22 protein-coding genes are annotated in these 22,363 nt (G+C 29.8%); 9 read left to right on the top strand and 13 right to left on the bottom strand.

Going from position 1 to position 22,363, the window contains the following annotated elements:
- Positions 1-5: 5 nt before the first annotated feature.
- The 13 genes from NWE55_RS16900 to NWE55_RS16840 form a co-directional block, all read right to left on the bottom strand.
- On the bottom strand, positions 6-1,298 hold the full coding sequence (locus NWE55_RS16900) for a hypothetical protein (protein ID WP_058700077.1): 1,293 nt from the start codon (positions 1,296-1,298) through the stop codon (positions 6-8).
- Between the two features lie 3 nt (positions 1,299-1,301).
- The gene (locus NWE55_RS16895; protein ID WP_058700076.1) at positions 1,302-1,949 is read right to left on the bottom strand and encodes a hypothetical protein; all 648 of its coding nucleotides are present in this window, start codon (positions 1,947-1,949) and stop codon (positions 1,302-1,304) included.
- Between the two features lie 12 nt (positions 1,950-1,961).
- Positions 1,962-4,484, bottom strand: coding sequence for a TraG/VirB4 family ATPase (locus NWE55_RS16890; RefSeq protein WP_058700075.1), 2,523 nt, complete (start codon positions 4,482-4,484; stop codon positions 1,962-1,964).
- Complete coding sequence (locus NWE55_RS16885) at positions 4,481-4,831, bottom strand: hypothetical protein (RefSeq protein WP_058700074.1); 351 nt, start codon at positions 4,829-4,831, stop codon at positions 4,481-4,483. The genes NWE55_RS16890 and NWE55_RS16885 overlap by 4 nt, the downstream gene beginning before the upstream one ends.
- Positions 4,832-4,837: 6 nt before the next feature.
- Positions 4,838-5,116 (bottom strand): hypothetical protein, encoded by a 279-nt coding sequence (locus NWE55_RS16880; RefSeq protein WP_058700131.1) that lies wholly within the window; start codon positions 5,114-5,116, stop codon positions 4,838-4,840.
- 5 nt (positions 5,117-5,121) lie between these two features.
- Positions 5,122-5,391, bottom strand: a complete 270-nt coding sequence (locus tag NWE55_RS16875; protein WP_155601835.1) for a hypothetical protein — start codon at positions 5,389-5,391, stop codon at positions 5,122-5,124.
- A gap of 27 nt (positions 5,392-5,418) precedes the next feature.
- Positions 5,419-7,896, bottom strand: coding sequence for a TraM recognition domain-containing protein (locus tag NWE55_RS16870; protein WP_081048763.1), 2,478 nt, complete (start codon positions 7,894-7,896; stop codon positions 5,419-5,421).
- Positions 7,897-7,904: 8 nt separating this feature from the next.
- A complete protein-coding gene (locus NWE55_RS16865) occupies positions 7,905-8,276 on the bottom strand; it encodes a hypothetical protein (protein WP_058700129.1) in 372 nt (123 codons plus the stop codon).
- 95 nt (positions 8,277-8,371) lie between these two features.
- A complete protein-coding gene (locus tag NWE55_RS16860; protein ID WP_058700128.1) occupies positions 8,372-9,499 on the bottom strand; it encodes a hypothetical protein in 1,128 nt (375 codons plus the stop codon).
- Complete coding sequence (locus NWE55_RS16855) at positions 9,496-9,843, bottom strand: hypothetical protein (RefSeq protein WP_058700127.1); 348 nt, start codon at positions 9,841-9,843, stop codon at positions 9,496-9,498. Before NWE55_RS16855 ends, NWE55_RS16860 begins: the two co-directional genes overlap by 4 nt.
- Before the next feature lies 1 nt (position 9,844).
- Entirely contained in the window at positions 9,845-10,093 is a 249-nt protein-coding gene (locus tag NWE55_RS16850; RefSeq protein WP_058700126.1) for a hypothetical protein, read from the bottom strand.
- 3 nt (positions 10,094-10,096) lie between these two features.
- The gene (locus NWE55_RS16845; protein ID WP_058700125.1) at positions 10,097-10,759 is read right to left on the bottom strand and encodes a hypothetical protein; all 663 of its coding nucleotides are present in this window, start codon (positions 10,757-10,759) and stop codon (positions 10,097-10,099) included.
- A gap of 6 nt (positions 10,760-10,765) precedes the next feature.
- Positions 10,766-11,509, bottom strand: a complete 744-nt coding sequence (locus NWE55_RS16840; RefSeq protein ID WP_058700124.1) for a hypothetical protein — start codon at positions 11,507-11,509, stop codon at positions 10,766-10,768.
- A gap of 189 nt (positions 11,510-11,698) precedes the next feature.
- On the opposite strand from NWE55_RS16840, the gene NWE55_RS16835 reads away from it, so the two are divergent.
- The 9 genes from NWE55_RS16835 (at position 11,699) to NWE55_RS16795 (ending at position 22,322) form a co-directional block, all read left to right on the top strand.
- Positions 11,699-11,887: a hypothetical protein gene (locus NWE55_RS16835; RefSeq protein WP_058700123.1), complete on the top strand. Its 189-nt coding sequence runs from the start codon at positions 11,699-11,701 to the stop codon at positions 11,885-11,887.
- A gap of 77 nt (positions 11,888-11,964) precedes the next feature.
- On the top strand, positions 11,965-12,312 hold the full coding sequence (locus NWE55_RS16830; protein ID WP_258204737.1) for a hypothetical protein: 348 nt from the start codon (positions 11,965-11,967) through the stop codon (positions 12,310-12,312).
- 143 nt (positions 12,313-12,455) lie between these two features.
- Entirely contained in the window at positions 12,456-18,251 is a 5,796-nt protein-coding gene (locus NWE55_RS16825; protein WP_258204749.1) for a helicase-like domain-containing protein, read from the top strand.
- Between the two features lie 78 nt (positions 18,252-18,329).
- On the top strand, positions 18,330-18,668 hold the full coding sequence (locus tag NWE55_RS16820; protein WP_058700120.1) for a hypothetical protein: 339 nt from the start codon (positions 18,330-18,332) through the stop codon (positions 18,666-18,668).
- 1 nt (position 18,669) lies between these two features.
- Positions 18,670-18,972, top strand: a complete 303-nt coding sequence (locus NWE55_RS16815; protein ID WP_058700119.1) for a hypothetical protein — start codon at positions 18,670-18,672, stop codon at positions 18,970-18,972.
- Positions 18,953-20,248, top strand: a complete 1,296-nt coding sequence (locus NWE55_RS16810; protein ID WP_258204748.1) for a hypothetical protein — start codon at positions 18,953-18,955, stop codon at positions 20,246-20,248. Before NWE55_RS16815 ends, NWE55_RS16810 begins: the two co-directional genes overlap by 20 nt.
- Before the next feature lie 67 nt (positions 20,249-20,315).
- The gene (locus NWE55_RS16805) at positions 20,316-21,122 is read left to right on the top strand and encodes a Fic family protein (RefSeq protein WP_058700117.1); all 807 of its coding nucleotides are present in this window, start codon (positions 20,316-20,318) and stop codon (positions 21,120-21,122) included.
- Positions 21,123-21,125: 3 nt separating this feature from the next.
- A complete protein-coding gene (locus NWE55_RS16800; RefSeq protein ID WP_058700116.1) occupies positions 21,126-21,506 on the top strand; it encodes a hypothetical protein in 381 nt (126 codons plus the stop codon).
- A gap of 45 nt (positions 21,507-21,551) precedes the next feature.
- Complete coding sequence (locus NWE55_RS16795; RefSeq protein WP_058700115.1) at positions 21,552-22,322, top strand: hypothetical protein; 771 nt, start codon at positions 21,552-21,554, stop codon at positions 22,320-22,322.
- Positions 22,323-22,363 lie beyond the last annotated feature (41 nt).

The raw sequence follows: 22,363 nt of genomic DNA, 5'->3' as shown, positions 1-22,363 counted from the left end.
TTTATTTATTTTTTGGCTGCACTTGCAGCAGCAGCACCAACACCAGCTGTCTTAACAGCTAATGCTGCTTTACCAGCACCAATAACAGTTTGAGAAACCATACTTGAAGCATTCATACCTCCTATTGCTCCCATAGCTCCAGCCATTCCAGCTCCAGAACCTTGAACAATAGCAGTTGCAGTTGATGTAGTTAAACCAACAGCTTGAAAAGCACAGACAACGGCCACAATGGACAACCATACAATTTGCCCTGTCATCATTGAACCATCAGTTATTGTAGCTGTTACTAACGCAACAATAAAACCCACAATAACATTGAATATAGGGATCCAAAGCAAAATATTTAAAATGTTTTTTAAGAAACTTTTCCATATGTCCTCAAATCCTGGTATGAAAGCTAGTAAGAAAACTATTTTGGTACCAGCAACCATTAAAGTCAACAATACTTTTACTAGAAATGTCATAAGAAATGTGGGAATTGCAAGCACTGAAACTAGGATAACTGCAAAGAATCCGAAATACGCAAACTTTATTTGGGTGTTAACAACATGAGAAGCTTCTGAAGCTAAATACTCACTTCGATTTGCAATAATATTTCCTACTTCATAGGAATTTAAATCATCATATTCTTGGTTCAAAGCTTTTTGCTTTTCTTGTAATTCAGCTACATCTTTGGCTACTTCTCTAACTACCTCCGAATCAATTTTTGCAACAATTTCTCTTAAAGAGGATCCATCTATATTTTGGTTAAGACCAATTAGGTGATCTACAATTGGTTCGCTAAAAATAAAAAGGACTAGAAGAGGAATATAACTAAAGAATCCTAAGATAGATCCAACATTGTCAAAGCCTTCAGTCTTTATGTATGCAGTAATAAGTTTATAAACGCAGCCAATGCACGCAAAAATGGTTAACCCCTTTAAAATATGGTCAAAGACACCTTCTGTTTCTAAAGGTACTTCAGCGACTGTCTTTATAGAGTCTATTTGCGAATCTGTAATATATCCAATAATGTTTAAAATAATTTTAGCTCCAAAAAAATTTTCGTTTAATATATTTATTGCAGATATACTGTCTTCACTTCCTTCAGCAATAATGGTTTCTAAAGGTTGTTTTTGAGAATTGGGATTACCCGTAATATAATTACTAGTTTGAGCAACAATAGGGGTAAAAATGAGACATACGGCAAAGAGTATAACTCCTAATTTTTGTTTAGAACTAAAGTTTTGCCATATAGTACGAAGCAAAGAAAATTTCGATTTCTTTTGGTTACTGAGTTGTTCTATAATATATTTCATGGCCTAGTTTTTTGATTTTAATCGATCCTTAGCTGTCTTAGAAGAATTGAGTGCTTCTTGGTATTTCTGTTCGTTTTCTTTACTCCTAGTTAATGCTTTATTGTATGAAGAAATGCTTCTATTCAATTTATTAATCATCATTTCAATTGCATTCAAATTAGATAGGATATTATTTAGGAATTCTTTTCTTTCTCCATCTGTTTGTCTTGTAGATTTATCGGAAAGGATAGTGTTAGACATACTAATAAGCGATGATGTTGTATCTAGACTCTTTCGAACAACATTGTTTATTTCGTTGTATGAATTCCCTCCAATGGAAGAACTCATTGAGTTTATATTTTGTAGCTTATTGAAAATTCTTTTTTCTTTTTCATAGATTTCAACCGCTTCTTTACTTTTCTTTACAATGTCACTTACTTTCCACATGATATCATCATTAATTTGGTTCGTAGTGTATTCTTGATTTTGTATTGCTTGTAAATTAGCAATACTAGACTGCATTGTTACTGAAGAGGTTTCAATTGCTCCTAATAAAATATTTGTTTGGGCAATTAAGGGACCTAAAACAGCGGCATCGCCTTGTGCATTCGATTTGTGACTAATCATTATAAATGATATTGTAATCAATATTAAAAGGTTTAATTTTTTCATTTTGTTTTTTTTTTAACGGTGTTTTTCTGCAAAATCTTTAATGGTATATTCCATACCATATTTGTTATTGTTATTGTATATCGGAGTTACTTTTTCTGGATCAGTTTCGTAGATGGCTCTAAATTCTGTTGGTAGTTCAACCGAATATACTTCTGCTTTACTTCCCCAATTGATACACACTTCTCTTGCTTTTATCGCATTTTTTTGGAAAGATCCAATCGAGAAAATTTTATTTTCAACACTGTCAGTTATTGATAAAGTTGATTTTATTAAACTAAAGTCTTCTTTGTAGTCATTCATTGCCGTAAAAATTTTAACATGACTCAGTTTTATGATTGAGTTTTTAATTATATCTGATGCAATAAAATCTTCTACCTCTTGGGATGCAAAAACAGTTCGACCACCATATTTACGAATAATTTTAATTTGTGTTCGAATGAATGTTGCCATATTAGGAGATGATATAGCTTGCCAAGCTTCGTCTAGTCCTAAAATTTTATTTACGTTTAGAGGTAACGTTGAAACTTTTTCATTGAAGATATCCAGCGCTAACAACGATATTAAATTAAACAATAAAGGGGTTTGACGAATATCTTGTACGTCGATTACAATAAATCTTTCTTTAGCTAAGTTTTTAATTTGATTGTCCTGACTGTTTAAAAGATATCCATAAGGTTGACCACTCACGAAATCTTCTAAAATCATTAGTGCATTGTTGTAGTTAAAATCACTTAGTGCGATGTTGTTTGCTTCTAAGACTTCTTTTACGTTTGCTTTCATAAAAAAATAAAAATCGTCGAAACAGCATTCATCACTTGTTTTTGTAACTACTTTCTCTTTGTAGTACATAAAGAGAAGTTTTCTATAAATTCTTTCTTCAATTCTAGTGACTACTTTGTCATTATCAGTCAAAATAGTTATTAAAACTCCACTTAACATATTAATCTTTTGTGCAATAAGACCAACTCTTTCAGATTTTAGATCTATTTCTGTTTCTTCATCAATTAAAGCATCCAAATCATCAATCTCTTGTTGTACGGTGTGATCAAAAAGATCTTCTGTTACATCATCTGCATTTAGCCAGTCAATGTGAAAGGGATTAAAGGTAATCTTATTGTTATCTGTAAAGCTCAAGTAAACACCACCGTGTAATTGTGTTTGTAACTTGTATGAATATGACGCATCAATGATAAAAATATGTGCACCTTGCTCATAAAAATTATTGTACAATGCGTTACAAAAGAAAGATTTACCCCCTCCAGTGTTTCCTAATACTAGTGTATTGAAGTTTTGAATTAATCCCTTTTGCTTTGGTAAATCATAAAGATCTACGTTTAAAGGAATACCATATTGTCTATCACAAAGTCTTAGACAATTAACTTGATGAGAGTACGCTATATTGTCATTTAATTGTTCAAGATTAACGAAAGAACAGGCTTCAATATTAAGTAATTTAGAAAAATAAAATTTCAAATTGTTAACCAAAAAAGTAGCATTTGAAGGAATGGACCCTAAAAATAGATCTTTTCTTTCTACTGAGATCTCTTTAAATTTCATCTTAGATTCAGAAAAAGCAGACATTATTCTACCATCAATTAAATTTTCATCTTCATTGAAGCACATAACATTAAAATGATAATAGACCCCTTTACAACTGAAGTCGTTCATTCTTTGAGTGAACTCAGAAATATGACTAATAGCAGTGTCATTAGCTCCTTTTACATTAAAATTAGATAGCTGTTTAGATTGATTGTCTAAGCGTTCTTTAAATATATTTTGACTTGGAACGTAGATAACCATATTAGTTATATGAGGTACATTTAGATTATATGAAAACTCATACATGTTATCTACTGGTACATCGTTGACATTGTATCCATAACCTATATTTCTAGACGGTAGTTGGTGTTCATTTAATAGCCCGAATATTTTCATTTTTTTATTTCCAACAAATACACTGTTGTTTTCAAATGAAATATCTTTAGAAGTGTCTAAACCTAAATCGTTTAGATTAAAGTATTTCATAATAGGCGAATTTGTGGCAACAAGATCTTCTCTATCTATTTTGGTTAGAACGATATCACTATCCTTCAAGATTTGACTTGCATTTAGAATTCGATTTAAAAAGGCGTCTTCATCGAATTTTGGATCAAGTAAATTTGACGTAGTATATTTTGAGATATAGAGATAAAAATATCCTTTATAAAATAAACGTTCATTAAAATGAAGATTATAACTTCTATTTAGATATTCTTTAATATCGCCTTCTTGATCCGTCTTAGTTCTTTCTTCAGCTACATTGAATAATTCCTTGAAATAAAACGATTGAAAATGCAGTACAACTTCATCTCCTAACATTTCAATAAAATCATTAAGGCCTTCTACATTTTTTTTCTTATCAGCAGTATCTTGACTTAAAATAATTGGAAGACTCATTTTAAAACAGTAAGTAACACAACCCTTATTGTCACCAACGATGGCTCCATTTTTATTAATACTGTAGATTGGAAAAATCTTACTTAATGGTGTTTTCATTTTAAACGCTTTTTAAGCAATACAGCTAATGGTATATCAGCTATTATTGCATTAGTTAACAATTTCTCTCTTCTTTTTAGTTCATATCCATAAACCCCATATTTTTTATAAAAAACTCGTACACCTACTGTACATAGCGTGAGTAAAGCAACTGAAACTATAATTGCTATTATACCAGGTATGTGAATGAGATGAAGAAAAAAACCAATTCCAATAGAGAAAACAATACACATAAGACTGATAATACTAATCTTAAGAGGAACTCCTAAAAAAAGGAGAGGATCACTGACGTTCCTAAGAAGTCTATACTCATCATAGTTTCTTAGATATAGACGTTTTTTACTCATAATACTTTACTTAATAATAATAGGTATTGAATTATCTTTTTTGTTTTGTTCTTCTTTATCTTGAGGCCTAAAATAGGTCTCATCACTGTTCAATTTATTTCCCAAATCTACTGAAGGGAATACACCTCTTATTACCCCCCAAGAAATTACAAATAGGGCTAGTCCAACAAACCATGCAACGACTCGCCCAACTTTGTTTTCGTAGTTTCTGTTATTGGTTAGTAATAGAGCTAGTCGTATAATAGCAACTATACAAGCTAGCCCTAATATGTAATCATACCACATACTTATTAACTAAATAAACTAGTTGTAATTGCAAACCCAACAGCACAAGCAACTACTAAAAATAACCATGTACCCACTCTCTTAACTTTAGTTGCTCCTTCTCCGTCGGATGTAAGTACAAGTATTAATTGAACTAAACAAACTAATCCCATAATTCCTGTTACCCAAGAGAGAATAGTATTAACTGTTGATTGTATCCCAGATGTTTGAGATTGTAGTGCAGATGCATAATCGCCAATTTGAAGTGGCAAGAATAGAAACATTGATGTATTCATAATTAATTATTTATATTATATTTTATTTTATTCTTGTTCTTGTAATTCCATGCAAGTTGAATTATATAATTCTCTTGTTTTTGAATCGGTAAATTTGTCTGATTTAGCTAAACGACTAAAAAATGGGATTGTCTTTTTTGCTAATTTAGGATTGCCTTTAACCATTGAGATAATGTCCAAATTAGGATCCCTTAGTTCCATTGCGATGATTCTATAGATATCATTGTAAATTTCTTGAGTTACTTCTGTCAAAATTTTCTGTTTATTTCTTTCAGTTATACCAGCTTCTATAAGTGAATTAATGAAATCTTCTGCTTCTTCAGACGAATAACATTGAAAAAGTTCCTCTGATAATTCTTCTGTAATGATTTTTGCATTTTCAAGTTTGAACTTATCTGAAAGATATTCTTTCAAGTATAAATACAAATTATTATCAATTGCGAAATCAATAAAACTATCATAATCCATATCAAACATTTTAATGAGAGCATTATTAAAATCCATACTGTATTCAAAGTTGCCACATAGTTCTATTAAATCTTTATAGCTTGTACTGATTAAAATTGATTTTAATTGAATAACAGTTTTCTTATGAGACATGTAATAATCATCTATTACTGCTTCATAGTCTTTAGGTCTAAAATCATATAGTTTAGGAAGTTCTACTTCTTCTTCATGTTTTTTCAACTCTAAAGGGACGATAATTTCGCCTAAGAATACTTTATTTTCTTCTTTATCTTTAAAATCATCTGCAATTAATCCACAAAAGGTCCCTTGAGAAAAGTGTGAAATAACAGAAGGAGGTGCGATGTCATCCATACTTACTTGTTGTGTTTCTGACGTGTCAGAAGCAGAGTAAGTATATTGACGTGTCAACACTTTTTGTTTTCCAATTGTCTTTGATATTTTTTCTGCATCATCATCCAACATTTGGCCCATAATTCGAGATCCGCATCCTTTAGTTACTTTGGCAGCTAATTTATCTCCATATTCATCTTCTATTTGGGAAAAATTCTGAAAACCTAAAATAGTGGAAATCTTATTACTTCTACCCGTTGCAATAGTATTCTCAATTCCTCTTACATATACTGTTGGAAACTCATCTAAATGAACAAAACTAGGTAATTTGTTTTGTTTGTTTAATTGTTGCATTGTCTTTGATATAATAAGACCCAATGCAGCAGAATAGACATCTTGTCGTTCTATATTGTTTCCAATAGATAAAATTTTAGGATTAATTGGATTATTCAAATCAAAGCTAAAATCACTTCCAGTTAACAAATAGTTCATTTCCTTACTCGTTGCTTTTGCCAAGGCAATTCCAGCTGAAGCAACTTGCCCCGCTAATTGCTCTAGGGCTCCACTTTCTAATGCATCAGAAAAAGGCTTCATTTTATTTTTTAAATCTCCATATTCATTTAAAATTAAGAACAGTAATTCAGAGCTCTCAAATGTTGAAAGAGCTACTAAATGAGGGTAACTGCAGACATTGTAATTGTACTTTTCTGTCATTAATTTTAAATACCAAAGTAACATACTAGTAAACACATTAGCCGAGTCAGTAAAGAAATCACCTTCTTTTTCAATCCATGTTCTATTGATGTTCAACATAATAATCCTTGTCGATTCATCTGCATCCGCAATTGTTCTTAAATTGTCAATAGACAAAGGATTACAACGGTGACTGTATTCTGGATCATCGAAATTTATGATGAAAAATTTAGGGGGAATTGCAAATAAATCTCGATACCACAAATAATAGTTATAAAATTTTTTAGTAAGAGTAGGGGTTTTAAAATCATAAAAAAGACCAGTGAATCGCTTTTTTATCATTTGACGAACCATTTCTTCCAATATTGCAAAACTCTTACCTGAGCCTGGTGATCCCCCAACCAAAATTGAGCGGAAAGGATTCACTATATTGATTACAGATTCTTTGACATCTCCTAGATATGAATATCTATAATGAAAGTGAATAGAATATTCATTTTCAATTAACTCTCTCTCTTGATCAAATTGCGATTCAATCAGTTGACGTCTATCCTTTTTCAGGTCTCGAACTTTAGTTCTCTTGAATTTTAAGAAATAAAAGAAAGCTATTAAATAACTGATGATGCTAATTGCAAATAAAACAACTAACAAAGTATATAGATTTTTTTTGTATGCGATGATGTCTACAAAGATGGTCAGAAAGAAAATAACCGCCCATAAAAAACCTTTAATACCATATTTCCTCTTTTCTTCTTCTTCGATTGGTGTTGGACTAGTATAGGTGAAAATTGCAGAAATTGTCAACAACAACAATATAAATTTCAATGTGAATAAAACAGCATCATTATCATATAATTTATACAAGAATGTATTTAGTGGTTTTATATCGACAATTGTTTTGATAACAGGTAAATAAACTACGTACATAACAAAAAAGAACACGAAGAGTGTTAAGTACATTAAGACATGACTTATCTTTTTAAATTCATCCGAGTTATTATATCCATCAACCATAATGTTTTTTATTTATCGCGTTGTTCTTTGATGAAGTTTATCGTTTCTAAAATTTTGTTTTGATAACGACTAACTTTTTCTTCTAAAGTTTCTTTTTCTTCAAGCTGACTCTTACCTTCCTTTTCAATTTTTTGAGGAGTTTTCTTTGCTTCTACAAAGATTGGATTCTCTCTTTTTTCTCTTCCAATATCCTTTTCATCTGTATCAAAAAACCTATTTTTCTTATTATACCGCTCATATGCAATTTCAAAATCTTGTATCTTCTTTTCTGAAGAATCAATCTCAGTCGATGCACTTTGTTTGGGTTTAATAGTTGCCTTTTTTATTAACTCTAGGTCCTCGGCAAAGGGGCTTATTTCTTCTTTGTTGTTACCTTTCATTGCTTCTTTTTTATGTGAATACAGATAAAACAAATAAAAAAAGAAACAAATAACTAATATGATAATGACAAAGGTTATGATGCCTAATTTTCCCATTATAATGATTGTGTCTTTGTAATTTTAAACTCTTGTTCAAAAGTAATTTCTACGATTGAAGTAAGATTCGCTAATTCGAAGTTTTGATCTTCACTCAAGGTGGATGTATTAATCTCATCTTTTTTACTTGGGTCTAAAATACTATACAAGTATTTAGTATATATCTCAAAATCGGAAACCTCTACTTTTGGATTATTTTCTAATACTGATTTGCAATTAAGAATTGCTTTCTCTTGAATGAAATCATCAATACTTAAACCTGATTTGTCGTGTGAGTCACGTATTAATTGTTCTATATCATCATAATCTTTATTGAAATGAGTAGTCAAATTATCATATAATGTATTCGCTATCTCATCTGCATGCTCATTTGCTACTTTATTGGCTACATTGATTACATCAGGATCATTTAATATATCACTTATTGATAAATCTATTGTTCCTGAAAAGGTTTTATTAGCATATTTTTCCAATAATTCGTTGAGCTCTGGAACTAATGACAGCAAGGTTTTATTAGAATAAAGGTCTTGTATATTAAGTTCTTTGTTTTCTAATCGTCTCTTTACATCTTTGATTATTCGGTTTTTTTCCTTCTCTATTTTAACTGGTTTCCAAAAAAGTAAAAGTGTACTAACCATACTAATAGTCGCCTTATAAATATCTGTCAGTGCTTTTGTTTCTTTTGTTTCAATCGCACTTCCTACGGCTTCTAAACTTTGATCTATTTCTCTTTTCTTATAGGATTTGTCTTTTAAATCTCTATTCGAATAAAATGAATAGTGGAAATCTTTAATACTTCCCTTGATGTATTCTGTTCTGTCCTTTAGGGAGAAGTTGTCAATGTTATTTAATTCTTTATTTTGTTTTATAGCATTAACTAAAGGTGGAGCATAATCAACAGTGATTTCACTACTGTTAATTGTCTTTCCATTATTTTCATCTTTTAAACTTTTGAAATCCGCAAATTGAACAAGTTCATTTGTCAATCGATCTAATTTGAAAAAATCATTTCCGTATTCAAACAGTATATGTTTATCTGTTTTTGCTAAAATGTCAAAACTCTTCTTATTATCTAAATCATAAGTTGAGTTTACATCAAATATATTGTCGTCATAAATATCTCTCATCGGGTCGTTGCTTTTAAATAAATAATTATTACACTGTTTTTTACCATTCGTCCATCCATCACAAACATTGCTTCTTGACTTTCATAATTTACTTCCTTGATGTATTCTTTAAAGCTGTTGAAATTGTTGCGATATTCTTCTACCGAATTGATTAAATCATAATCTAAAAAAGAGACTGAATCAATTTCAGCATAGTTTAAGTTGAATAGATCTTCTCTTTGTAAAAAGCATACAGCTGAATTACGGGCGGGTAAAATTAGGTGTCTTTTTGGCTCTAATTCTACTGTTAAAAACGTTCTTTTATATGGTGTTACTATGTTTAAAATTTTTGCAAATAGACTCATATTATTCTTTTTTGGGTTTTAAATGGAATTCAACAATTGCATTAACCACTTTTGGTAAAGAAACTTTGTGATTGATGCTACGTAAGTCTTGTATAAAAGGCTCAAGCTCTTTGATATTTTCATCCGATATACGTATCATTTTTTTATTACTTACATCTACAACTTTAGAAGAATAAACAATCGCGTCGAAGAGTTCTTCGCTAATGTTATATTTTTCTTGAATGGTTTTCTCGAAAATTTTCTTACTCATACTCTATAATACTTCTATTGTATCCATTTCTTTTATTATATGATAGATTTCACTCACCAGAACTTTGAAGCTTTTATTTGCACTTTGGGGAAGTTTGCCAATGGTACTAATAGTTCCAAAATCCTTTTTATTATAAGGGATTTTCGAATCCAATATATCAATATCACAATCTTTAATATCATAAGTATTGTCCTTCATATTAATTAAAAGCTTTACTTCTTTTAAAGGAAAAAGGTTAGACACTTTGGCTTCTGTAAGCTTTAAGAAGAACATTCGATCTAGTTTAAAATCTTTATCTTCTACTCTTTTAAAATCCGAAACAATAAAAATAAAATGGCTTTGCATGATATAGTTTACATCTTCATCATCCACATTTTGTAAATCAAATAGAGCAATATCATATCCTTCATTTATGTAGTTTTCTTCTTCTTCTAAATAACTAGAATAAGAGGAATGAAATTTAATAGGGATTAAATCTTTAGAACTTTCTGATATTGGAAAAAATGAGGATTCAGATTCTCTTGTTTTTGAAAGCATTCGATTTGTTGTGCAATCTATTATTAGAATCTTTTCTTCAAAACGTTCTTTTAAATATTGTCCAATGCGCATAGTTAGAAAGGATTTTCCAACATTTGATTTATCATTGTAAAAAATTACTTTAATCATTTGGGGCTATAATTTTAAGTTAAAAGATTTTGATTGTGTAAGAGCTGCACTGATTAAGATGCTTTCATTTATATTGTTCATTGTCAAATCTGATTTTTTAATTTTTTTCAACTCTTCTATTTTAATTGGGATGTTTAATTGCAAACAATAAAAATAGTAAATAAGCTCTTTAAAGGGTTGTTTAATTGGCAATAAAGGTTCAATCTCTCTCAGAGAAGTTTGTTCTCCTATCATTACCTTTTTAGCTTGATTTACCTTGACCATTGACTTGTTAAAACATTCAATTGTTTTATATTTTGCCATAGGAAAAGGCGTCTTGATAGCTTTGAACTTAGGTGATCTTACTTTTAAATTTGATGAATGGGTGTAACTAGGAATTTCTTTATTGCTCAGTAAATTTTTTAATTCACTAAAAAATTCAGGTGTCAAATTATCAAGTTCAGATTCTTTGAAATAATCAAGTAAATCATCTTTAAAACATAAAATATTATCTACCTCACGATAATTTTCTACCAGATTTAATTTGAAGTAACCTTTTTGAGTATCAATATCTAAATTATTATTTCTTAAATAATCAATGCTATAAAATTCTTCACTAACCTCATTTAATACAGAATATAAAGTTAAATTCAAAGAATTAATATTTATTACAACCGCTCCATTTACTATAGGAGGATTTATAAAAAACTTGTCAGAATTATAATTCTGTAAATCTAATAATTGGTTATGTATTGAATCTAGATGCTTCATTTTTATGTTTTCTAAACTAGAGCGAATGTAAATTTAAAATGTCACATTTTGTAAAAATGTGAAAACTTTCTATAAATCATCCTTTATGCTTTTTTTATTTTTCCTAGTTTTATTTTTTCCTAGTTTTATTTTTTATATTTTTACATAGATTTTAAATTAAGACTTAAAAAAGATATAAAATCAATAGATATGAAAAACAAGAAAGACACCCCAAAAAAAACATCTACTTCTGTAGGATTAAACGAAGATAAAATTGAAAAGTTGATTTTAATTCAAAAAGATATACTCAAGAAGAAAAATGTTTTAATGAAAAACACGGATGCCATTGAGTTTTTAATGGATTATTATATCCAAAAAGAAAAAGTAAAAGAAGACTAATAGTCTATTGAAAAGAAAAAGCCTTTTAATTAAAATATCACAATATGGGTTACTCAAAAAAATATATAAAAAATTGGTTGTTAGAGAACAATCCTTCATTTGACCACAGTAATCAAAGCATTGATTATATTCATAGTCAAGTTAAAGATCAAGTTGAAAATTTAGAACCAGCAGCGATTAAAATTGTGTTGTCTCAATTTTTAGCATTAAACTATAGTAATCAGTTGATGACATTAATTGAAGACTATCTTTTAGATAATCAAAACGATCAAGTTGAAGAGTGGAAAAGCTTGGGTATTTACAAATCCGAGATAGCTACCATATTACATAATATTTCTAAAGATGAGATCTTGCCAAATTCGTTAGGTGAATATGATTTAAATGTAATACAAGGTTATATAGATACTCATCTTGCAACACTGTAAGATAATTCTTACAATTATATTTTTCATAATTAAGGCAACACTACGCAGTGTTGCCTTTTTTGTATATGAAGTTTTCACATATTGCTTTTTTGTTGCTTTTTTAAAGTTATTTTATGGATTAAACCTTCTTAAATAATAGAAAAATGACTTATAATATTAGAAAGCAATTAGAGAGAGCAATACAAGCCATTACAGCAGCTTATGAGGTGAATAGTAAAATGAGATCACTTACCGAAGAAGATGTTGACCTGATAAATTCCTTTAAGGGATTCGGAGGTATTAAAGCTCTTTTGATTCCAACTAATATTGAACATTGGATATCAATCTCAAATATCTCTAAAGCAGATCTTGAAATAGAGAAAGATGTGAAATCATTCTATTCAAGTTTAAAAACTCTATTTGGGGACGAGTTTTTTAAGATTGAACAAAGTATAAAGGAAAGTGTATTGACTAGTTTTTATACAGATAGAAGTATAGTCGATGCCATTTTTAGCAATTATAAGGTTTACAATACAAACGAACCAATACACTTTTTAGAACCTTCGGCCGGTAATGGAGTATTTGTTGATTCAGCTTTGAAACATTTTCCAAATATAGAGCTCATAACTGCTATTGAAAAAGATACCTTGACAGCCTATATGTTACAAGCAAAATATGCTAATAATGAAAGAGTCAAAGTAATCAATAGGGGGTTTGAAGAAGTGGATTTTAAAAATCAGCGATTTGATTTAATCGCCTCTAATATCCCTTTTGGAGAATTTACTGTCAACTATAAGGAATATTCTAAAGAAGTTACAAGTAAGATTCACAACTTCTTTTTCTTTCATTCTCGCAATCTATTAAAAGAGAATGGACAATTGAGCTTCATTACTTCTTCAGGAGTATTTAATTCAAGAGGAAATATGGAGTTTAGAAAACAGTTACTTACTGATAAACTTCAAATTACTAAGCTCATGACCTTGCCAAGTAATTTGTTTAGGTCTGCTGGAACTGAAGTTACCTCACATCTTGTCAATGCAATTGCGAACACTGGAATGAGTGTTACTGAACAAGAAATCAATTCTATTTTTATTCCTTCAATTAAAAATGACGATAATATTACTCTAAATAATTATATCCATCGTTATGAGAATTTAAGTTTCTATAAAACTCCGAGTGCAGTATCCAATCCTTATGGAGAGTTTGAATACGCTTATAAAGTTGAAAACTTGGAAGAACTAGTGAATTTTATGAATAAGGATAATCTTGGATTTAAAAATTTACAAGCAATTGACATTCAAGAAGAATTCAAGGGAAAGAAAATTAACTATGAATACTGTGATTCGAAAGAATTAACAGAACTAGAAAGAGAAGAGGAACTGAAATATTTACGCATTGACACATTAAATTCGGAGCAAAAGAAAAATTTTAGTTTACTTGGTCTTATAAAAGCGAATTACAAAGGGAAAAGTATTGTATTAGCTTCAATGGCTAAAACGGTTTTTGTTGAAGAGAACAAATTTGTTACTAGGTATATTTTAGATAGCTATATAGATAACCAGGATCTCTATATTCCCAAAAGGGAACTGTTAACGGCAAAAGGTTACAAATCTGAGTTTGATTTATATCTTACTAGTTTAGTTTCATTCTCAAAAGAGTATGCACTAGAAATTAGCGTGCAAAATAATGCTGCTTTAAGTGATTCTGTATCATTTAAAGAATGGTTTTTAGGAAAATTTACTCAACCACAACTGAAATATTATTACAAAGATTACAAGGATATCCCGTATTTTGATAATAGAGGAAATATCCAAGAAATTGTACAAAATGAGCATTTTATCTATAATGATACTGTTTGGAGAGTCAATGGAATTATCGAAGTTCTCAACCAAGATGATATTCTTGAAATTGAAAAGATTGAAATAAAGAATGTTGAAAAGATCAAGGCGTATTTTTCTTTTCTTCAGAAGCATTTAGAATATTCATTGTTAATAAAAAACTACAGAGAAAAGGATACTATTGAAAATTGGAACAAATTAGAACTGGCTAATGGGGAATACAATGCGTTATATGATTCTTTTGTTAATCAGTATGCCGCATTTAGCTTTAATAAGCGAGAATTAATTAGGTATGATTCAATAAATCTTTCGCAAATACTTGCGTTAGAAAACGAAATTGAAGTACCAGGGCTTGATTTATTTTCTAATACAATTGACTATCACAAATCAGATATATTTGATATAGGGTATATTAAAAAACTGACTAAAAAGGAAGTTTTAACAACAGATAAGGCCTTAATCAAATCATTTGGCAATAACCAGATTGTTGATCTAAATGAAATAGCTAAGCTTACAGGCAAAGATGTAGAACAAATATTGGAGGAACTTGACAATAAAATCATCTTTGATCCATTACTACAAGATTATAATTTGCGTTCTGTTTTCTTATCAGGAGATATCTATGAGAAGATTGACGAAGTAAATGCATTAGTGGATTTTGAAAGTAAAGAAGAAATACTGGAGGAATTAAGAAAGGTATTGCCTGAAGAAATAGCTTATAATGCAATCTCAAAACAATTGGGGTCCCGCTGGATCAATATTGAATATTACCACGATTTTGTCAATGATTACTTTGATTCTAAATTCTTGATTAATTTTGATTTAAACACTGATACGTTGTTAATTGAAAGTGTTGATAAAGGGATAAAGTATAATACCTATCAATGTGAGAATGGGAGATATATATATCCTGAAGATATTTTCTATAATGCCTTTTATAGCACTTATCCTGTTGTGAAATATTCTGTTGGAGATGGGGATGATAAAGTTTGGTACACAGACCATGCAGCAACTAATTACTATAAGAAAGAAATTGATAAAATTAGAAAGGCTTTTGACAGTCATTTACTAACGTTAGATCCACAAATTAAAGATTTGTTGTCTAATAAATATAATCGACTATACAACTCTTTTGTAGAACAAAAAATAGACACAGAGCTTCTTGATTTGTCTGATATGCGCATTGAAAATCTTGGAGTTGATGAAATTTATACACATCAAAAGGAAAGTATTTGGGCTACTGTAATGCGTGAAGGTGGAGTTGTTGATCACGAGGTTGGTTTAGGAAAGACTCTTAGTTTAGCTGGTACAGCAAAAACACTAAAGAAATTTAGAGTTGCTAATAAACCAGTAATTCTGGCATTAAAAGCCAATGTTGCAGAAATAGCGAAGACATATGAGCTACTTTATCCCAATAGTAAAGTTTTATATGCAGCTCCTAAAGATTACGTAAAGGCCAATAGAGAAGTTTTTCTAAATAAAATTAAAAATAACGATTGGGATGTTGTAGTTATGAGCCACGAGCAGTTTGGCAAAATCCCACAATCTGAAACAGTAAGTTTGAGCCTTATTGAGAAAGAATTAGAGCTTATAGAAAGGAATTTGACGAGTGCTGGTGATTCTTTTAGTAAAAAGCAGTTGAGAGGCTTAGAAGTTCGGAAAAACAATTTAAGAAATAGAAGACTTGCTTTACAAGATAGTATTTCAGAGAAAACAGACAAAGGAGTTCTTAGTTTTGAGGAATTAGGGATTGATCACATTTTAATAGATGAAAGCCATCAATTCAAGAATTTAAGTTTTACAACTCGCCATCAGCGAGTTGCTGGACTAGGTCAAACTGATGGAAATGCGAAAACGGATAATTTGTTGACTGCTATTAGAACCATTCAACATTTATATACTAAAGGAAATTATGGAGCAACTTTTTATAGTGGAACGCCAATTACCAACTCGTTAACCGAACTATATTTAATTCAAAAATACTTAATTCCTAATGAGTTAGAAAAAAGAGGGTTGCTAAATTTTGATAGTTGGGCAGCTAACTTTTGTATTAAAACAGTTGAATTTGAAGCGAATATGGTTAATGATATTGTGTCTAAAGAAAGGTTTAGATTTTTCATAAATGTTCCTGAGCTATCCATGTTGTATAAATCAATGGCCCACGTTGCTACTGCGAGCAATATACCCAATTTTGACAGACCAAACAGAAATGATTCTCTTTTAATGACAGACCAAACACCTCTTCAAGAAAGGTTCTATAGAAAATTAGCAAAGTTTTTAAAAGACGGTAATCAAGAGCGTTTGAATTTGGAAGTATCGCTAAACTTGGATAGTAAAAATACTGCCTTGTCTATTACTGCAATGAATTTAGCTTTGAAAGCCTCACTGGATATGAGATTGATTAATTCTGAATATCCTGATGAGTTCAACAACAAGATTAATACGATGGTCCGAGATGTTGTTAAAAACTATAATGAGTTTGATCAACAAAAAAACACTCAATGTATATTTTCAGACTTAGGGACCTCAAAAAAGAAACTTTCGTTTGATTTAATGGATGAAAATTATCACAAAGGATTTTTTACTTCTATTTATGACGATATCAAATACAAGCTTATTGCTAGTGGAATCGATGAAAAAGAAATAGCATTTGTTCAAGATTGGGATAATAAAAAAGTTCAATTATCTGATAAAATGAATAAAGGAGAAATACGAATTTTAATTGGGGGGACTCAAAATGCCGGGACGGGGTTAAATATTCAGAAACGTCTTTCCAATATTTATCATTTTTCTATTCCTTGGAAACCTTCTGAATTGGAACAACGTGATGGAAGAGCTGTGAGAAAAGGCAATTGGATTGCAAAGGAGTTTAAAAACAATGAAGTTGATATAAAAATCCTTGCTACTGCCAATACCCTCGATAATTATAAAGTAGAGCTCAATAAAAATAAGCAGCGTTTTATAGAACAATTGCGAACAGCTAGCGTTACCAAAATTAGAGTAATGGATGAAGGAGATATATCTGAAGACACGGGCATGAATTTAGCTGAGATACAAGCACAGTTGAGTGGAGATAATACTGTACTTACACTAACTAAAGTAGAAAAGAAAATAAAAGATCTCACCGATGAAAAACACTTTGTTATCAATGAAAGGGAAAACAATAAATTGAGAAGAGATAATAATGAATACAAAATAACAAAATTAGAGCTTCAGAAAGAACATTATGGAGTGGATTATCACACACTGAAAGAACTAAAAACAAAAGAGCTAGATAAAGATTATACTGATACAGATAAGCCTATTGTAAAATATACTGGATTAAGTACAGAGAAAAGCAAGGATACTGAGGCTATTTACAGCTACATAGAAAAATTGGATAAAGAAGTGAAAAGCAAGCATTTTTCAGAACGAACAATAATTGCTACTTATGGATGCTTTCAACTTTATGCTGTAAATACATTTGCGGATGTTAGTTATAGATTATCAAAAGAGAATAATTATGAACATTATTACGTAGCCAATGAAGGTAGGATGAATTTTGAATCTAAATCTTCCGTGAGAAATTATATCCATTTCTGTTTGAATAATATTGAAAAAAGATATGAAAGAGCGGCTATTGAAATAGAAAATTTAAAAGAAGTAAATCAAAAATTGACATACAATATTGAGAACAAAGTATTCTCTGAGGAACAAGATAAAATATTGCAAAATTTAGAAAAAGAAGCTGAAGGTTTAAGAGAGCAAATTAGAGAAAACAATAGTAAAGAGCCTTCTTTTGAAAAGAAAAATGTAAAAATAGAACATGATTTTCATGAGGTTAAAATAGTTGATTCCTTAGCTAAATTACAACAAGGGTTATTGGAAGACCTTTTGGGGAGTGAATACACGCAAACTGGGATGTTAGTATCAAATGAAGTGTTAGCTGCAGTTCGATTGTTGATAGAAAGAGATAGTATGGAGGCTTTTTTTCATACGGATCTCGATGATACTTATACCTTTGTACAATATACTATCTTTGATAGCGATCAGCTGTATGTTGATTTTAAAGATCTAAAAGAAGTTGATATAATTGAAGAATTGGAGTTAGTAAATAAGAAAAGTAAACAACAAGGTATTTAGCACTTGATTTAAAATGTCACATTTATTTTAAAATGTCACATTTTATAATTATATTTGAGTTAAATATTATTGCTAGCTATGGAAGAGTTCAATAAAAAATTAGAAGAATACTTGGAATTATACCATGAATACTTTGTTGAAGACATATTCGACAGAGGTTATAAAACCACTCTATTTAGAGATTTGATTATTTATTTTTCTTATCGTGAGAAAGAGAATAATAAAAAGGTAACATTAAAGTATTTAGCTGGAGTATTTCAGAAGAGAGATCATACCTCTATATTGAAATCAATTAACAGAACAAAGGAAATTATTAATTCGCATGAATTACTTTGTTATATGTATGGTGCAGATTTAAGTAATATTTACTTAAATTTATTCTATCGTTTTAATATTATTCACACAAAAAAGAAGTGAAATGATAAGAAAAGGAATATTAATTATCGTACTTTTTGTACTATTGAAGTATCTAGGAAGTCTAGTACTAATAGTGATAGAAGCTGTTTTTAATGGTTTTTTATACACATTAAAAGACATTCTAATAGAAGGTAATTTAAGTCTAGAAGCTTTTTCTAGATTTGGAAAAATGACACTTTATGTAGTAGGATTGCTGTTGGCTGTGCTTGTACCTTTGTACTATGTAGCGAAAAAAATATATAGTTTTTTATATATCAAATTTCTGTATTTTAAAATAAAATTAAATGAGTTTGGAAATAGATAAATCTTTAGTGAGACTAAAAAATCAAACGTACATCCCCAAGGCTTTAGCAAACTCTATTATTAATAGAGATGAAGATGTATTGATATCTAATCCTAAAAATTTCTTTGATGTTTTTTCTGGGAGCAATTTGATATTTATATTCAAGCTTGCGGCTTATTTACATGAAGAGCAGATATACAATAAAAAGCAATTAGAGGTATTTGACAATAATTGGATGTCGCTTGATTCGGAAAGTGAGGGACATAAAACCTTTATATTTAAGTATAGTAATTTTATTAGTTCCTCTAACAATGCAGATTTTAAAAAGAATTTAAAAATACTTTCGCAGACGTTTACGGAAATAAAAACCTTCATTATTGATGCTGAAGGAGAACGACAAGATATTGAACTAAATTCAACGATAATATCAGATTTGATTTTTATCAAAAACAAAGGGTTCAAATTTAAAATGAACTTCCATTGGTTAAGAAAATTTATTGATATTTCAGGGCATTATAGGGGGATTACAACTGAAGCAGTATTTAGGATCAAATATAAACATACATTGGTTTTTTATTTGTGGATTTGTTCTTTAAAGGAGTTAAAAACCTTTCGTTTAGAATCGGATAAGGTAGAGTTTCAATCCTTAGCTGGAGATAATAAAGAGAGAATATTGGCAACGAGATGCAGAATTGAATTACTAAATACACTGTTTGGTGTCAATTGCGATAAACCTTCTAAAATGGTTGTTATACTGAAAAAGATTAAGGCTGAGATGGACCAGTATTGTGATCGAAGTTTTAATTATTCTTACAATACACTGACACAGAGAATGTCAATCGTTTCATATGAATTGAATAATTCACTCCAGTTAAAAACTTCCGAAAAGAGCATTGATCCCTTTGAAATCGACTCAATAAAGATTAGAAAAGCAGTTAATTATAGGATTAAGAAACAGAATCTTTCTGCAAAAGAAGCTTTGCGATTATTGATGATTTATTTAAAATATTCTTTTGAAATTGTTTCAAAAGCAACATCAAATAAAGAAGTTGAATTATATCTTATCGACGGTAAATACATTGTACCAACAAATAACGAGATAAAAGATACGGGAAAAGTTTCTCTTGAAAAGAAAAAAGTAGCTGACCTTGAGGGGGAGTTATTCGTAGATGTGGTTACTCTGTTATGTAATAATTATTGTTCCAAAAACAATGTAATAGTTGAATTAAGAACCTATAATCAAAGTAGGTTAAAGAAAGAATTAATTGAAGATTATCTTAATAAAGCACAAGATTAAAAAAAGCCTATTATTAGGCTTTTTTTAATTGTATTTTTTATAGGTTTACTTCAGTAAAGATATAGCTATGAAATCAATCGAAAAAATCATTGAGAAATATAAAGAATTGAATTTGTCAGATATTGTAGATTATGACAAATTTAATGCGATTACTGTGAGTCATCATTCAACTAAATTGGAAGGATCTACTTTGACAGAACTAGAATCGGAAATATTATTAAATAACTATTCGACACCTAAAGGACGTCCTTTGTCAGATGTCTATATGGTGGCCGATCATGCCTTAGCATTATCGTATGTACTCGAGCAAGCAAAGAATAGAAAAAAAATTACAATAGAACTTATTCAGAACGTGAACGCCCTGGTATTAAAAAATACTGGAGAGATTATGAATAACGCTTTCGGTACTTTCGACCTGTCAAAGGGCGTAATACGCAAATGGAATGTTCAAAATGGAAGAGGAGATAGTTATCCAGCTTTCCAAAAGGTAGAAGATAAAACAAGGGAATTAGTAGCTATTGTTAATGAAAGGATGACTGATAATCTAAGTGTAAAAGAAGCAACAGATTTGGCATTTGACATGCATTATAATTTAGTTGCAATCCATCCTTTTGGTAATGGTAATGGGCGAACCAGTCGATTGATGATGAACTATATTCAAGTGTATTATAATTTGCCAATGGCTATCGTAAATAGCCAAGATAAGGAAGAGTATATTCAAGCATTAAGGAGTACAGATGAAACAGGAAATAAGAAGTTTTTTAATGACTTTATGTATGAACAATATGAAAAATATTTACTTCATATCATTACTAAACAAGAGGAAAACTTAAAAAAGGATAGAAAAAGAGGAGGGTTTAATTTTGTATTTTAAATAATGATAGTAGTTAAACATCCCCTAGATGAAATCAGCAAGAATCAACAGCGCTTTATTGATTCTGTTAGCGAGCAAGATAAAGAATATCATTCATTATTATTCAGTTATGGTAATTCAGTCTATATTTATTATCAGATTGAAATAGAACCAACTCTTATTGACTATGAAGAATGGTTGGAAGGATTATCTCATGAAATTAAGACAGAGATGCAAACAAAAGGGTTTGAAGAATGCAAAACTATTCTTTCTTTTACTAGATATGTATTAGAGAAAAGCGATATTGGAATGGAAGAGTTTGTAAAACAGAAAATGGGAATCGAGAAGTATAATCAATACAAGAATTTACTTGACCCGGAGTTTTTGAATGAAATGAAAAAATAAGAATAAATGGTTCTCTTTCAATATTAATAATTATAATTAACAGAAATGGAAATAGGAGTAATTTCATACCTTAATTTAGATGATGACAAAGCATATATGACATGCAAATCTATCAATAGTACCAATGATAAGTATCATTTTAGACCTTCGCTTGTTCCTTTTGATATCTGTTTAGAAAAATTGATTTGCATAAAAATGGATCCTACTATAAAATTTTTAGAATTTTTGCCTGATATACACGGAAAGGATTTAAATTTCTCAAAATGCAAAGGCACAAGTAAAATTAGTTTACACCACAATCGAAATTTAGTTGAATTTTTAATTGAGAATGATATAGCAGAGGGGTATAAAATCTCGGAATTAGAAAAAATTCAAAGCCTTTTTAAAAGAGTATCCTCGTTTCCTCTTAACTATAAAGTTATGATAGATATTGAGAAAATTATTTCTAAATATGAAATAAAATATTTCGAAGGAGGAAGAGATAAACCAGGCGATTGGAGTACAGCATTTATTTCGATTAATACTTATAGATATGGAATTGTAGATAAATATCTTGATAGAATGTTTCCTGATTTTAATGTGATATTAGCAAGTGGTGATGATGATATGGATCATCGTTTTAAATATCAAATTCTAAACAAATTGCGAAAAGAACTTGGAGAGGAAGAGATAGTAAGAGTTAAAAAACTGTGTGAGGACATGACTAAAAATGTCAGAGAAATGGCTTTGTTAGTTTATAATGAAAATAAACATGGAGAATTTTTGGAACAGTATTATAGAGAACTAAAAAAGGAGATTATTAATTACTATAAGTAGATTGCTAAATTTTAATATTATTTTCTGATTCTCCGCAAACA

Source organism: Myroides albus (assembly GCF_024722315.1).
Classification (GTDB): Bacteria; Bacteroidota; Bacteroidia; order Flavobacteriales; family Flavobacteriaceae; genus Flavobacterium; species Flavobacterium album_A.
The sequence above is the reverse complement of the archived record's forward strand: the minus strand, read 5'-3'. Positions and strand labels throughout refer to the sequence as shown.

Coding starts and splice junctions, on each gene's coding strand:
- NWE55_RS16900 (WP_058700077.1), bottom strand. CDS start 1,298: ATGAAATATATTATAGAACAACTCAGTAACCAAAAGAAATCGAAATTT.
- NWE55_RS16895 (WP_058700076.1), bottom strand. CDS start 1,949: ATGAAAAAATTAAACCTTTTAATATTGATTACAATATCATTTATAATG.
- NWE55_RS16890 (WP_058700075.1), bottom strand. CDS start 4,484: ATGAAAACACCATTAAGTAAGATTTTTCCAATCTACAGTATTAATAAA.
- NWE55_RS16885 (WP_058700074.1), bottom strand. CDS start 4,831: ATGAGTAAAAAACGTCTATATCTAAGAAACTATGATGAGTATAGACTT.
- NWE55_RS16880 (WP_058700131.1), bottom strand. CDS start 5,116: ATGTGGTATGATTACATATTAGGGCTAGCTTGTATAGTTGCTATTATA.
- NWE55_RS16875 (WP_155601835.1), bottom strand. CDS start 5,391: ATGAATACATCAATGTTTCTATTCTTGCCACTTCAAATTGGCGATTAT.
- NWE55_RS16870 (WP_081048763.1), bottom strand. CDS start 7,896: ATGGTTGATGGATATAATAACTCGGATGAATTTAAAAAGATAAGTCAT.
- NWE55_RS16865 (WP_058700129.1), bottom strand. CDS start 8,276: ATGAAAGGTAACAACAAAGAAGAAATAAGCCCCTTTGCCGAGGACCTA.
- NWE55_RS16860 (WP_058700128.1), bottom strand. CDS start 9,499: ATGAGAGATATTTATGACGACAATATATTTGATGTAAACTCAACTTAT.
- NWE55_RS16855 (WP_058700127.1), bottom strand. CDS start 9,843: ATGAGTCTATTTGCAAAAATTTTAAACATAGTAACACCATATAAAAGA.
- NWE55_RS16850 (WP_058700126.1), bottom strand. CDS start 10,093: ATGAGTAAGAAAATTTTCGAGAAAACCATTCAAGAAAAATATAACATT.
- NWE55_RS16845 (WP_058700125.1), bottom strand. CDS start 10,759: ATGATTAAAGTAATTTTTTACAATGATAAATCAAATGTTGGAAAATCC.
- NWE55_RS16840 (WP_058700124.1), bottom strand. CDS start 11,509: ATGAAGCATCTAGATTCAATACATAACCAATTATTAGATTTACAGAAT.
- NWE55_RS16835 (WP_058700123.1), top strand. CDS start 11,699: ATGAAAAACAAGAAAGACACCCCAAAAAAAACATCTACTTCTGTAGGA.
- NWE55_RS16825 (WP_258204749.1), top strand. CDS start 12,456: ATGACTTATAATATTAGAAAGCAATTAGAGAGAGCAATACAAGCCATT.
- NWE55_RS16820 (WP_058700120.1), top strand. CDS start 18,330: ATGGAAGAGTTCAATAAAAAATTAGAAGAATACTTGGAATTATACCAT.
- NWE55_RS16815 (WP_058700119.1), top strand. CDS start 18,670: ATGATAAGAAAAGGAATATTAATTATCGTACTTTTTGTACTATTGAAG.
- NWE55_RS16810 (WP_258204748.1), top strand. CDS start 18,953: ATGAGTTTGGAAATAGATAAATCTTTAGTGAGACTAAAAAATCAAACG.
- NWE55_RS16805 (WP_058700117.1), top strand. CDS start 20,316: ATGAAATCAATCGAAAAAATCATTGAGAAATATAAAGAATTGAATTTG.
- NWE55_RS16800 (WP_058700116.1), top strand. CDS start 21,126: ATGATAGTAGTTAAACATCCCCTAGATGAAATCAGCAAGAATCAACAG.
- NWE55_RS16795 (WP_058700115.1), top strand. CDS start 21,552: ATGGAAATAGGAGTAATTTCATACCTTAATTTAGATGATGACAAAGCA.